This window comes from Citrobacter sp. CK194 (assembly GCF_030333395.1).
In the GTDB taxonomy this organism is placed as follows: Bacteria; Pseudomonadota; Gammaproteobacteria; order Enterobacterales; family Enterobacteriaceae; genus Citrobacter_B; species Citrobacter_B koseri.
In genome coordinates, this window is the sequence record NZ_JAOWGA010000017.1 from 332,697 (window position 1) to 345,808 (window position 13,112).

Annotated in this window: 14 protein-coding genes; 6 read left to right on the forward strand and 8 right to left on the reverse strand. The window is 54.3% G+C overall.

The genetic code is table 11. The features are described from left to right. Positions 1 to 74 precede the first annotated feature (74 nt). The 3 genes from cbpA to OGX80_RS10020 all read left to right on the forward strand — a co-directional run bounded on the left by cbpA (position 75) and on the right by OGX80_RS10020 (position 2,641). Positions 75 to 995 (forward strand): curved DNA-binding protein, encoded by a 921-nt coding sequence (gene cbpA, locus OGX80_RS10010; RefSeq protein WP_047457661.1) that lies wholly within the window; start codon positions 75 to 77, stop codon positions 993 to 995. After that, positions 995 to 1,300 (forward strand): chaperone modulator CbpM, encoded by a 306-nt coding sequence (cbpM, locus tag OGX80_RS10015; RefSeq protein WP_047457663.1) that lies wholly within the window; start codon positions 995 to 997, stop codon positions 1,298 to 1,300. The genes cbpA and cbpM overlap by 1 nt, the downstream gene beginning before the upstream one ends. Before the next feature lie 234 nt (positions 1,301 to 1,534). Next, positions 1,535 to 2,641 (forward strand): 4Fe-4S binding protein, encoded by a 1,107-nt coding sequence (locus tag OGX80_RS10020; RefSeq protein ID WP_115181739.1) that lies wholly within the window; start codon positions 1,535 to 1,537, stop codon positions 2,639 to 2,641. 33 nt (positions 2,642 to 2,674) lie between these two features. Here OGX80_RS10020 and OGX80_RS10025 read toward each other — a convergent pair whose 3' ends face one another. The 6 genes from OGX80_RS10025 to OGX80_RS10050 form a co-directional block, all read right to left on the reverse strand. Further along, positions 2,675 to 3,451 (reverse strand): ABC transporter ATP-binding protein, encoded by a 777-nt coding sequence (locus OGX80_RS10025; RefSeq protein WP_115181740.1) that lies wholly within the window; start codon positions 3,449 to 3,451, stop codon positions 2,675 to 2,677. After that, positions 3,451 to 4,221 (reverse strand): ABC transporter permease, encoded by a 771-nt coding sequence (locus tag OGX80_RS10030; protein ID WP_047457674.1) that lies wholly within the window; start codon positions 4,219 to 4,221, stop codon positions 3,451 to 3,453. Before OGX80_RS10030 ends, OGX80_RS10025 begins: the two co-directional genes overlap by 1 nt. After that, positions 4,218 to 5,225: a taurine ABC transporter substrate-binding protein gene (locus tag OGX80_RS10035; protein ID WP_115181741.1), complete on the reverse strand. Its 1,008-nt coding sequence runs from the start codon at positions 5,223 to 5,225 to the stop codon at positions 4,218 to 4,220. The genes OGX80_RS10030 and OGX80_RS10035 overlap by 4 nt, the downstream gene beginning before the upstream one ends. Before the next feature lie 28 nt (positions 5,226 to 5,253). After that, positions 5,254 to 5,973, reverse strand: a complete 720-nt coding sequence (cuyB, locus tag OGX80_RS10040) for a cysteate racemase (RefSeq protein ID WP_012132933.1) — start codon at positions 5,971 to 5,973, stop codon at positions 5,254 to 5,256. Further along, on the reverse strand, positions 5,970 to 6,983 hold the full coding sequence (gene cuyA, locus OGX80_RS10045) for a D-cysteate sulfo-lyase (protein WP_115181742.1): 1,014 nt from the start codon (positions 6,981 to 6,983) through the stop codon (positions 5,970 to 5,972). The genes cuyB and cuyA overlap by 4 nt, the downstream gene beginning before the upstream one ends. Before the next feature lie 253 nt (positions 6,984 to 7,236). Further along, a complete protein-coding gene (locus tag OGX80_RS10050) occupies positions 7,237 to 8,259 on the reverse strand; it encodes a malate/lactate/ureidoglycolate dehydrogenase (RefSeq protein ID WP_115181743.1) in 1,023 nt (340 codons plus the stop codon). 242 nt (positions 8,260 to 8,501) lie between these two features. Here OGX80_RS10050 and OGX80_RS10055 point away from each other — a divergent pair, with 242 nt between their 5' ends. From OGX80_RS10055 to OGX80_RS10065, 3 genes are read left to right on the forward strand one after another with little or no spacing between them, the layout of a single operon-like run. Continuing rightward, the gene (locus OGX80_RS10055) at positions 8,502 to 9,509 is read left to right on the forward strand and encodes an ABC transporter substrate-binding protein (protein WP_012132938.1); all 1,008 of its coding nucleotides are present in this window, start codon (positions 8,502 to 8,504) and stop codon (positions 9,507 to 9,509) included. Between the two features lie 21 nt (positions 9,510 to 9,530). Beyond that, a complete protein-coding gene (locus OGX80_RS10060) occupies positions 9,531 to 10,373 on the forward strand; it encodes an ABC transporter ATP-binding protein (RefSeq protein WP_101744364.1) in 843 nt (280 codons plus the stop codon). Next, entirely contained in the window at positions 10,345 to 11,211 is an 867-nt protein-coding gene (locus OGX80_RS10065) for an ABC transporter permease (protein ID WP_115181744.1), read from the forward strand. Before OGX80_RS10060 ends, OGX80_RS10065 begins: the two co-directional genes overlap by 29 nt. A gap of 55 nt (positions 11,212 to 11,266) precedes the next feature. Here the strand turns inward: OGX80_RS10065 and OGX80_RS10070 are convergent, their stop codons facing one another. Next, the gene (locus tag OGX80_RS10070; protein WP_012132941.1) at positions 11,267 to 12,373 is read right to left on the reverse strand and encodes an acyltransferase family protein; all 1,107 of its coding nucleotides are present in this window, start codon (positions 12,371 to 12,373) and stop codon (positions 11,267 to 11,269) included. A 93-nt stretch (positions 12,374 to 12,466) separates the two neighbouring features. Next, entirely contained in the window at positions 12,467 to 13,045 is a 579-nt protein-coding gene (locus OGX80_RS10075; RefSeq protein ID WP_012132942.1) for a PhoP regulatory network YrbL family protein, read from the reverse strand. Between the last annotated feature and the right edge of the window lie 67 nt (positions 13,046 to 13,112).

Consider the following 13,112-nt stretch of genomic DNA (forward strand, 5'->3'; position numbering starts at 1 on the left):
TTACCCTACACTTAACAACGATGACTTTTCCGGGGATTCCCTGCCGTATGTATTGATTTACGCGAGATAACGCTATGGAATTAAAGGATTATTACGCCATTATGGGCGTGAAACCGACGGACGATCTCAAGACTATCAAGACCGCCTACCGCCGACTGGCCCGCAAATACCATCCTGATGTCAGCAAAGAGCCTGATGCCGAAGCCCGCTTTAAAGAGGTGGCGGAAGCATGGGAAGTGCTGAGTGATGAACAGCGCCGCGCCGAATACGACCAATTGTGGCAACACCGCAACGATCCGCAGTTCAACCGACAGTTCCAGCAGGGCGAAGGCCAGAGTTATAACGCCGAAGATTTTGACGACATTTTCTCGTCCATCTTTGGGCAACACGGCCGACAATCCCGCCAGCGTCAGGCGACGCGCGGCCACGATATTGAGATTGAAGTGGCGGTGTTCCTGGAGGAAACCCTTGCCGAGCACAGCCGTACAATCAGCTATAACTTGCCGGTGTATAACGCGTTCGGTCTTGTGGAGCGTGAGATCCCTAAAACGCTGAATGTGAAAATTCCCGCAGGCGTTGGCAACGGACAGCGTATTCGTCTGAAAGGCCAGGGAACGCCGGGGGAAAACGGCGGGCCGAATGGCGATCTGTGGTTAGTGATTCATATCGCGCCGCATCCTCTGTTTGATATCGTCAATCAGGATCTGGAGATTGTGGTTCCTCTCGCCCCGTGGGAGGCCGCGCTGGGCGCGAAGGTCGCCGTACCAACGCTAAAAGAGAAGATTCTGCTGACCATCCCGCCAGGCAGTCAGGCCGGGCAGCGCCTGCGCATCAGAGGCAAAGGCCTGGTCAGTAAAAAACACACGGGCGATCTGTATGCTGTGATCAAAATCGTGATGCCGCCGAAACCCGACGACAGTGCCACAGCCCTGTGGCAGCAACTGGCGGACGCGCAGTCCTCCTTTGATCCACGCAAAGAGTGGGGGAAAGCATAATGGCTAACGTAACCGTCACCTTTACAATTACCGAATTTTGCCTGCATACCGGGGTTTCGGAGGAAGAGCTTAACGAAATTGTCGGGCTTGGGGTGATCGAGCCCTGCGAGAACGAAACCGCATCCTGGTTATTTGACGATCATGCGGCGATCGTCGTGCAGCGTGCTTTACGCTTGCGCCAGGAGCTGGCGCTGGACTGGCCGGGCATCGCGATGACGCTGACCTTGCTGGAAGAAAATGACCGGCTACGCCAGGAAAACCGCTTGCTGATACAGCGTCTTTCCCGCTTTATCAAACACCCATAAAATAATAAACGGGGGTTGGCACACTGCCCACCCCCTTATTTTTATCACCGCGATACGGTAAAAAACATTTCACCTTCACGCTCCTTAATATAATCCTTTATAGGTACTTCGACATCCATCGTCATTATTATTCCGTGGCAAAAGCTGTTAATCCGATATAAATCAAATCCTGCCCCCGGGAACCGCCGTAGCATAGTGGCATTCTGAATACATGTTCACAGGGAAATAAAGATCATGGGTGGGATGAAAAGAACGCGCTGGCAGCGTCGACCAGGCACCATCGGCGGTAAATTGCCGTGGAATGACTGGCGAAATGCATCGACCTGGCGCAGGGCGACACAATTTCTGCTCCTGCTGATCAATATTTATATTGGCATCACATTCTATTTTTGGGTCCGGTATTACGAAACTGCCGCCGCCAGCGTTTATGTCCCCAGACCCGGTGGTATTGAAGGCTGGCTTCCTGTCGCCGGTTTGATGAACATCCGATACACCTGGGAAACCGGTCTGCTCCCTCCTGTTCACGCCGCCTCCATGCTGCTTCTGGTTGCATTTATCGTCATCAGCCTGCTGCTAAAAAAATCTTTTTGCTCATGGCTGTGCCCTGTTGGCGCGTTGTCAGAGCTGATCGGCAAACTCGGAGAAACGCTCTTTGGCCCGGCGATTACCCTGCCCCGCTGGCTGGATATTCCCCTGCGCGGTCTGAAATATCTGTTATTGAGCTTTTTTCTTTATATCGCGTTATCCATGCCTGCTCAGGGTATTCAGATGTTCCTGATGTCAGCTTATGGCATTATTATCGACGTTAAAATGCTCGATTTTTTCCGCAATATTGGAACAACCACGCTTATCTGCGTCATATTTTTCGCCGTTGCCAGCTTATTTATTCGTCATTTCTGGTGTCGTTATCTGTGCCCTTACGGCGCTCTGCTCGGTCTGTTTTCGTTTTTTTCTCCCTTTAAAATCCGCCGCAATGCCGACAGCTGTATTGATTGTGGAAAGTGCGCTCAAAATTGTCCCTCCCGTATCCCGGTAGACACGCTGATTCAGGTCAGAACCGTTGAATGCACAGGCTGCATGACCTGCGTGGAGTCCTGCCCGGTTGCCTCGACGCTCAACTTTTCACTACGCACGCCTTCTGGCGCGCCGGAAGGAAAACGCGAGGCGATAAAACCGTTATGGCGACAGGCCGCGCTCTCGGGTGTCGCCATGACAATATTGATACTCGGGATACTTTTTGCCGCTGTCGCGATTGCGATGTATGCCGGTGCCTGGGATAGCCCGGTGCCGGAGCATCTTTATTTCCGCTTAATTCCCCAGGCGAGGATGATTGGGCATTAGTTAAGAAATAACGCGCCCACGCTGGCGGTGTTTTCATCCTAAATGGCGCTTCGCCTCCTGGCGCACCCGGTGCAGTACGTGATGTTTGATCCCACTGTAAGCCGGGTGTTCAGCCAGGGTTTCGATATCGCGTTCGCGCCCAAAAGGCAGGATAACCTCCTCAACGATTTTTCCAGGCTTCGCCGACATAATCAGAATACGATCGGCCAGAAACAGCGCCTCTTCTACGTCGTGAGTCACAAACAGCAGCGTGGTGCCGGTGGCAAGCCAGGCATCGCGCAGGAGTTCCTGCATCATCAGACGCGTTTGCGCATCCAGCGCGCCGAACGGTTCATCAAGTAGCAACACCTCCGGCTCCGGCAGCCAGGCGCGGGCCAGCGCTACGCGTTGTTTCATCCCGCCGGAGAGTTGCCAGGGCGCATGATGTTCAAAGCCTTTCAGCCCTACCCGCGTCAGCCAGTCCAGCGCCTGGGTATTGACCTCATTTTTGTGGTATTTCCCCAGCCGTGGGCCAAAGGTGACGTTTTCCAGAACCGACAGCCAGGGAAACAAATTTGGCTGCTGGAAGATCATTCCCCGGTCTGGCCCTGGCAGCTTCACTGTCTTTCCGCCTGCCGCCACGCGCCCGCGATCCGGCTTGTTGAATCCGGCGACCAGATTCAGGATCGTGGACTTCCCGCAGCCGGACGGCCCCAACAGAACAACAAATTCCCCTTTCTCCAGAGACAGGCTGATATCGTCCAGCACCGTGAACGGCTGCGGTTTTGCCGCAAAAGAGAGCGATACGTTTTCCAGTGTGATGGCACTCATTACTCTTTCCCCGCCCAGGGCACAAAAAAGCGTTGCAGCCCCAGCAGCAATAAATCCAGTAAATAGCCGATACCGCCGAGCAGCAGAATCCCCAGCATCACGATATCGGTTCGCAGATACGAGCTGGCGTTAATCACCATCCAGCCGAGACCCGAACTGGCCGCCACCATTTCCGCCGCGATGAGCGATGTCCAGCCGATCCCTATCGACAGCCTGACCGTGGTAAACAGTTCCGGCAGCGCATCCGGCAACACCACGCGCAGAAAAATCTGTTTGCGCGACGCGCCGAGCGTTTGCGCCACACGAATGCGCGAGCGGCCAATACGATCGACCGCAGCAGATGCCCCCACGACCACGCTCAGGAAGGTGGCGATGAAGATCAGAAAGAACTTCGACGCCTCACCGATCCCCAGCCAGACGACCGCCAGCGGAATAAGCGCAATCTTGGGTAGCGGGCGCAAAAACTGCACGAACGGATTCAGTACCGCCGCCAGACCTTCCGACAACCCCATCAGCAACCCCAGGGGGATGCCGATGATAATTGCCACAGAAAAAGCGCTTAAGGCCCGGGCCAGGCTGACTGCGACATGCTCCCACAACGGCACCTGACGATAACCATCAGCCAACAGCTCTTCGGTTGTCAGACCGATATCCTGTAGCGACGGCAGCAGCAGCGGGTCCACCCATTGCCGCATCGTCGCCACTTGCCAGACGATAAAGAAAATAGCCACCGAAACGACGCTGATGGCGATGTGATAACTCAATCTCATTGCGCTGCTACCGCCGCGTCACGGATGTAGCGGGAGTTAATGGCGCTGTCCCAGTTCGCCGGGATATCACGTTTGCGGATCTCGCCAATCCCCGCCAGGAAGTCAGAGGTCTTGGTCAGCGCTTTACCAATACCGCTGTCAGTCGTCTGGGTTCCATTGCCAAGCCAGTCCGCCGTACCCTGCTGCGTCAGGGTTGGGTATTCCAGCCCACCCAACGTATTCACGGCAGTCGTCACCGGCGCGCCCACCTCTTTCGCCACAATCGCCGCCGCGCGTTCCGGGTCTTTCTTAAACTCATCAACTTTTTCCTGATGAACGCGCAGGAACGCGCTGACGGTTTGCGGATACTGCTCGGCAAAGGCTTTACGCACGACGTAGTTGTTGTAAATCAGGTAGCCGTCCTTTTGCAGATCTTTGGTCGCGAATACCTGATGCCCGCCGGAGGCTTCAAGTTCCTGAGCAAACGGCGCCCAGACATAGCCCGCGTCGATATCGCCGCGTTTCCAGGCCGCGACCATTTCCGCCGGACGCAGCGGCAATAAGGTTATTTTGCTGCGATCGAGATGGTTAACGCTGATGGCGGCTTCAAGCGCATATTGCGCCGTCGAGTTTGGCGGATAGGCTACGCGTTTGCCTTCAATATCGTTAATACGGGTAATGCCATCTTTACCAATTAAACGCTCGTAGCTGGCAATCACCCCGGAGACGCCGACAATCTCCACCGGCAGTTTTCTGACAATGCCTGCCGTTGCCGGGCTGGAGCCGAAATTAGCAATATCAATCGCGTTGCTGGCAAAATAATTTAACGCATCCGCACCGGACGCAAATTGCACCCATTTGACTTTGCTGTGTAAAGCGTTATCCAGAGAACCATCGGCTTTTGCCAGCATCAGCACCTGAGAACCGCCGCTGTATGCCACGCGGACTTCTGCGGGTGCTTCGGCAAAGCTGGTATTGACCCACAGGCCACCCGCTGCAAGTAATACGCAGAGACTTTTTTTCATTTAATTTATCCTTTAAATAATAACGTTATTAATGCCATGCTTCGCGCTGCGTTAGCCATAACCGGGCACACTGTTGCGCCAGCGCTTCTGCGGGATCAATCGACACGGCTAAATGCGGGGATGTCACCTCCGCCAGCGCAACCGGCACTTCCGTGCAGGCCAGCACCAGCCTCTCTGCGCCGCGATCGCGCAATGCCTGAGCCTGTAAACTCAGCAGCTCACCGCCGGTACGCAGTTCGCCGCGTTTTACCGCATAGCACCCCGGCACAAACCACTGCCGCAGCTCCTCTGGCGTCGGCTGCACGCTTTCAATCCCCATAGAGGCGAAACCGTGCTGGAACCAACCAGCATCCAGCGTACCCTGCGTGGCGATAAGCCCGACCCGACGGGGCTTCTCTTTCCCTTCAAATACCGCCAGCGTGGCGTCCACAATATGCAGCAACGGCGCGTCGCTGTGCTGCGCCAGCGCCTCATACCAGTGGTGCGCCGTATTACAGGCGATCACAATGTGGCTGGCGCCCGCGCGGTTCAGCTGTTCCACACCGAGCAAGAGCTGCGGCAACGGCGAAGGCCCTGTTCCCGCCAGCGCCTGTTGGCGATCCGCAATTTGCGGCACATTCCACACCACATGGGGAATTTGCTGTTGATCGCTGCTGGCGGGCGTTGCGCGCAGCAATTTATGCATCAAATCAAGCGTCGCCAGCGGCCCCATGCCGCCAAGAATCCCCAGCAGAAAAGGTGTGCTCATGATGACAAAGAATCTGCGATGACCTGACGATAGCCAAACAGACCCGCGCTTCCTCCCGTGTGGATAAACACCACATTCTCATCCTTGCGGAAATGGCCTTGACGGATCAGATCAATCAATCCGGCCATGCCTTTACCGGAATAGACAGGGTCGAGCAGAATCCCCTCGTGCTGCGCCAGCAGTTGCAGCGCTTCAAGCATCCCCTCGGTGGGCAGACCATAGCCTTCGCCCACATAATCACTGTTGGCGACCACCGCCTCACGCGGCAATTCACCCGGCACGCCGAGCAGTTCCCGGGTCTGCTGCGCCAGACGCCAGACGTTGTGTTCCTGTTTATCGCGCGGGGCGCGTACGCTAATCCCGAGGAGAGGAATGCCGCTGTGCGTGACGGTTAAACCCGCAATCAGGCCAGCCTGCGTGCCTGCGCTGCCGGTGGCATGGACGATATGATCGATACGCAGCCGTAACTGGCTGGACTGCCAAAGCAACTCTTCCGCGCAGGATACGTAACCCAGCGCCCCGATTGCGTTCGAACCGCCACCGGGGATGACATAAGGGGTATGGCCCTGCGCACGCAGGCTTTCCGCATGATGCTCCATTGCCTGCTGCATATCCGTACCGCCAGGCAAATGAGCAATAATTTTGCCGCCGAGCAAACCGTCCAGCAGCACATTGCCGGATTGCTGATACTCATCACCCAGCGTCGTGACGCGTTGTTCGAGAAAAACATGCGCTTCCAGACCCAGTCTGGCCGCCGCCGCGACGGTCTGACGCACATGGTTAGACTGCGTGGCGCCCTGGGTAATGATAATATCCGCCTGTTTCGCCTGGGCGTCGCCGAGCAAAAACTCAAGTTTGCGGGTTTTATTGCCGCCAGTGGCAAGGCCGGTGCAATCGTCTCGTTTTATCCAGATATTTGGCCCCCCCAGCAAACGTGAAAGTTGAGTGAGAGGCTCCAGTGGAGTCGGGAAATGGCCAAAATGAAGCCGGGGAAAACGCGCCAGATGCATAATAACTCCTGTAAAGAATAACGACGCCGCACATTAAAATTCGGCAGCGAGAGTAAGAAAGGTTCGTGGAATATAAGAATGACTATATTGATTTTCTCACTCACGGCTTACCAAGTTTTTCAGCTATGGATATGAGGAAAAAAGATAAAACAAAAAACGATCGCTTTATTTATTCGCCAGCATTCATTAACTGACCATCATGCCGATCCGTTTAAACAAATAACCAAATATGTCTTTTGGTGCGCAGGCACGCTCAGGTATTTAATGCTTCCAGGGCGACAAACGCCTGCCAGCTGACGTCATCAATCCAGATGCCCTCTTCCTGGCGCCGGGCATACGCGCGCAATTCCGGTTCTCCGGGGATCTGCACATCGTGCCCTTCCTGCCCGTTACGAACCCAGTCAACCTGCGCTAACAGCGCCTGTGAGTAACGCTCCTCCGCGCCCAGCCGCGCGGGGTCAAATAGAATCGACAGCATATTGTTGATGATTCCGGCACGCGGCGGAATTTGCTGGCTTTCGGTCTCGCCGCCGGTCAGCGCAGCGCCGAGTAAGCTACATATTAGCGACAATCCCGCGCCTTTATGGCCGCCAAAAGGCAGCAAAGCGCCGAGCGGCTCAGTCATCAATACGGCAGGGTCGGTTGTGGGTTGCCCGTTCGCATCTACCGCGCATCCTGCCGGGATGGCGCGCCCTTCATTCCAGGCGATGCGCGCTTTATTGCCCGCAATGGCGCTGGTCGCGAAATCAAGGATAACCGGAGGGCGGTTCTGTAGCGGTACACCCACGCAAAAGGGGTTTGTACCAAGCCTGGCGCGTAGCCCATCGAACGGCAACACGGCCGACGGCGCCGCCACGTTAGCAAAATGGATCGAGACCAGCCCGGCGCTCGCCACCTGCTCTGCCCATGCGCCGATCCGCCCAAGATGGTGGGTATTAGACAAGCCAATTATTGCCACCCCAAACTGGCGCACACGCTCAATACCCACGCTCATGGCCTGTTCGCCCAACGCCTGGCCGAAGCCATGTCCCCCATCAAAAGAGACAATCGGCCCGGCATCAGACAAGGTGGTCAGCGTGGCGCCAGGGTTCAAATCTCCCGCCAGAATGGCCCGAATATAGCGAGGCAACAGGGTCACACCATGCGAGTCGTGGCCTTTTAATGAGGATTCGACCAGGTTATCCGCTACTTTTTGCGCGATATCAAATCCCGTACCCGCCCGTACCAGATGGCGTTGTAAAAGCGAACGTAAGTGATGATGTGAAAATAATGGCATGATTCTACTCACGGACATTGCCCCTGCAATGGCAGGGGCTATTAAAGAGGTGAGTCCGACTATAGCGAGGATGTATTTGTTACATAACCATGAATAATAACTAAGCTTTTCCGCTTATTAACTAACACGCCATGAATATCGTTATTCATTTTCCTGATATTCATTGCCATTTAAATCATTTCCTTTCCCTCTCGCCTCTGCCCATGATTTTTTGCTGAGAAACACCTTTCTGGGGAACAGATATGAATAAAAGAAACAGGGTATTTGCCTGGACGCTGGCGTTTTCCGCCCTTGGCGGAGTCAGCCAGTCGGCATTTGCGGAAGGGAACATTAGTATCGCGCAGCAATTTGGCATCGGTTATTTAATTCTTGATGTGGTGCGAGACCAGCAGCTTATCGAAAAAGAGGGGCAAAAAGAGGGGCTGGATATCAAGGTAGAGTGGCGCACGATTTCAGGCGCAACCGGGATGAATGAAGCGTTGCTCTCTGGCGCTCTGGACGTTGCGTCAGCAGGCGTTCCCCCGGTACTCACCCTATGGGATCGCACCAAAGGTAAGCAAAATGTGAAAGCGATAGCCTCGCTGGGATCGATGCCCAATTATTTATTGAGTAATAACCCGGCGGTAAAAAGCATTAAAGACCTGACCGAAAAAGACCGTATTGCCGTTCCGGCGGCTGGGGTCGGTTTTCAGTCTCGTACATTACAAATCGAGACGGCGAAATTATATGGCGACCAGGACTTCAAACGCTTCGATAAAATTAGCGTCAGTTTACCGCACCCGGACGCCAGCGCGGCCTTAATTGCCGGTGGCTCGGAAATTACCACGCATTTTTCCAGCCCGCCGTTTCAGTATCAGGCGCTGGAGCACAGCAACGTGCATAAAGTGCTAAGTTCCTATGATGTGCTGGGTGGGCAGGCGACATTTAATGTTCTCTATACCACCCAGAAATTCCATGATGAAAACCCAAAAACCTATAAAGCGTTTTATCGCGCCCTCAGTGAAGCCGCAAATATCATTAACCGTGACAAAAATGCGGCTGCTGAAACGTATATTCGCGTCGAGAAATCACGGCTGCCCTTACCGCTGGTACAAAAAATTGTTAACGATCCAGAAATCAGCTTTACGGTTTTCCCTGAGCGTACTGGCGTATATGCCGAAAAACTCCATGAGCTTGGCGTACTGAAAAATAAGGCCGACTCCTGGAAAGACTATTTCTTTAACGAAGCATGGGAAAACCCAGGCAGTTAAACCGCGACACCGGAGGCTCTGATGGTCACTCAGCAAATCGACGGCCCGCTGCTACAGGTCAGCAATGTTGATATTGAATACCGTACCCGTGAACGGCAAGTGCGCGCGACGCATGATGTCAGTTTTGATGTCTGGCCTGGCGACCGCTTTATTTTGCTTGGGCCGTCAGGCTGCGGGAAATCAAGCCTGTTGAAAGCCACAGGCGGTTTTCTCGCCCCGCGCAGCGGCCACATTTCGCTTGCGGGAACGCCGGTTAGCGCTCCCGGCCCGGAACGCATGATGGTATTCCAGGAGTTCGACCAACTGCCGCCGTGGAAAACCGTGCTGGAAAACGTCATGTTTCCTCTGCTGGCCAGCCGGAAAGCCAGTCGTTCACAAGCAAAAGAGACGGCGCTGCATTTTCTCCACAAAGTTGGGCTGGCAGAATTTGCCGACGCTATGCCCCATATGCTCTCCGGCGGGATGAAGCAGCGCGTCGCCATTGCGCGGGCGCTGGCGATGAAACCACGCATCCTGCTGATGGACGAGCCCTTTGCCGCGCTGGATGCGCTGACCCGACGCACAATGCAGGAAGAACTGCTTGCGCTCTGGGAAGAAGAGCGCTTTACCCTGCTGTTCGTCACCCATTCGATTGAAGAGGCGCTGGTGGTGGGCAGCCGTATCCTGGTGCTTTCGCCGCATCCAGGGCGCGTCAGGGCGGAGCTTAACTGTCATCAGTTCACGCTTAATGATTTCGGCAGCGAGGCGTTTCAGCACGCTGCGCGTCATATTCACCATCTGTTATTCCCGACAATCGGGAACAGTCCGTCTCACTCATCCGGCGAGGAGCCAGAGTATGTCCCAGCCACCGTACATTCGTCCTGAATTCGAACGCGAATTACCGCCGCTGCGCAATCTGCCGGTGGAAACGCCGCTGCCTTTAAACCAGCGCCTGTGGAATCAGACGTGGCTGCGCAAGTGTCTGATTGTCGCCCTGGTGCTGGCGCTATGGGAGATCGCCGCGCGCATCCAGCAAAACGATCTGATGTTGCCCGGAGTACTTCAGACGTTGCTGGCGTTTAGCGAAGACATGCGCAATGGCGAACTGCCGGAAAAAATCGTCAACTCACTCAGTACCCTGTTGAAAGGGTATCTGGCAGGCAGTGCGCTGGCGCTGATTGCCAGCGCGCTGGCCGTGACCACCCAGTTTGGCCGCGATCTGCTCAGCACATTAACCGCGATGCTAAATCCGCTGCCGGCAATTGCGCTGCTGCCGCTGGCTTTGCTGTGGTTTGGTCTGGGGAATGCCAGCCTGATATTTGTGCTGATACATTCAGTGATGTGGCCAATCGCGCTGAATACCTGGTCCGGCTTTAGCAGCGTACCGGAAACGCTACGCATGGCGGGGCGCAACTACGGCCTCAGCGGGCCACGCTATGTGATCACGATTCTTATTCCGGCATCGTTGCCCGCTATCCTGTCCGGGCTCAAGATCGGCTGGGCGTTCGCCTGGCGCACGTTGATTGCCGCCGAACTGGTATTTGGCGCGTCCAGCGGCGAAGGAGGCCTGGGCTGGTATATCTTCCAGAATCGCAATGAGCTGTTCACCGACCGGGTATTTGCAGGACTGTTAGCGGTAATCGCGATTGGCCTGCTGGTGGAAGGCGTGGTATTCGCCAGTCTGGAAAAGATCACGGTGAAACGCTGGGGGATGCAGCGTTAACCCCTCCCCCGCGTTCTTTGCAGCCGGACGTTGTCCGGCTTAGCGCGAAATGGTCTTAGTTCCCTTTTTGCTTTTCACGTAGCCACGGCGTTCTGGCGATCAAGACCTGCTCACACTTTACCGATAGCGGTTTCATGAAAGACGACAGCCTTTCGATGCAAATCAGAATCCCAAAATACAGCATCACCGCCTGGGTCGCATTCAGTACCGACATATCGATATTGGCGCTGACAAATATCACCACCACATGCTGCAACAGCATAATAATGTAGGCCCGCGACGCCAGGCTGGATAACCCCTGCCGGAAGCGATCCAGATTAAACAGAGGATGAATCAGCGGGTATCCCGCCAGCAGAATGAAGAGGAATGCCGCAGCAAACAGCAGGCTTGAGGGTTTCAGAGGAAACAGCACTTCCCGAACCGGTAGCTGATCGATATGCGCCACAATCACCCCGGTCACCACCAGCAGCAGGCTGACTGACGCCGCCTGAAGACGGTAGCGCGTGAACCACGGCTGAAAGTGTATGAACAGCATCCCGAAGGTAAAATCACTCACCCGAACCTGTGCTGACCAGTAAGGGTTCACGATGCTTTTATCATATGCCAGTAGCGTAACGACGACCGCCGCCAGCATCGTACAGACAGGAAAACGGACAATGGCCCAGTAGATCACCGGAGAAACGGCGTACAGCAGGATAATACAGCCAATAAACCACTCTCCGGTGAAGTACGCGGTATTGATGTCGTAGACACCGTGCAGATAATGGTCAAACCCGAGAACGGAAGGCAGCAGCGAGTGAAATGCACGCTTCCCGGCGAGCACGTCAGCCAGCGGATTGCCGGGATAGAGGAAAAACACGCTCAGGATGAGGAACAGGATCGCCATTGAGAAATAAGCGATGTTGTAGGGAAGCAGGATCGAATAGACGCGTTTCAGGTAATACTCCTGCACAGAGTATTTACGCAGCGACAGGTAAGCCAGCGCGCCGGATATCATGAAGAAGAAAGAGACGCCCAGCCGCCCTATTCCTCCGGTCAGGTATTCGCGCGGGAACGTCAACACGGTACTGGTATCGAACATGTAGCTGTAATGCGAGGTAACAACCAGCAGTACAGCCAGAATGCGGAGAATATCAAAAAAATAATTACGTGTTGTTTGCATACTCTTTCTTGTTAACAAGCCAGCAGACAACATGACAAAGGTCCGGTTGCATACTGGGAAAATGACCAGGCCTGTTCAAGGATAACGTGTAGATTACGCTTGCGTGATACTTTGCAGATCCCTCAGCATCCTTCTGAGGCACTTAAGTTTGTTTTTATCCCGTATAACGCTCCAGAACTTGCTCAGTTGAAAGAGCGTCTTATCCCCAAAGCCGTCAATAACTTTGAAGCGGTACTCCTGACGAGCATCATCCCAGGCATAAACAATATTTTTGCAATGCAGCGAGTTGATAATGACGTCTGTATGAATAAACCACGCTAAAAAAGCGTTGAGCTTACTGAATTTCTCTGCGTCCAGTTCGTTGTGCTTTGCAAGGTCATACAATGTTCTGGCAATGTTGCCCTGTTGGTCATGCTCTTTGACGATAACCTGCCCAATCCCTTTATCTGTCTCCACTAGCCCTTCAATTTTCTGGATGAAGAGCGAGTCGGTTTCGTCGCGCGGCTTGCACTCTTTGACGTCCCGATAGACTTCACGAAGCTTACTTTTATATTTGGGAATGCTCGGGATGACGACTTTGATCAGTAGTTGATGATTGTGCGGATGCTGAAAGACGTAACGATCGTTCCCTCTGGCCAGTAAATCATTTTCGGTCAAGGTAAGCTTTTTCATACAGTGTTGACTCATAAAAGAAAAAAACAGACTGGCCCATGCAAACGAAGAGATGGCGTTACGTCAT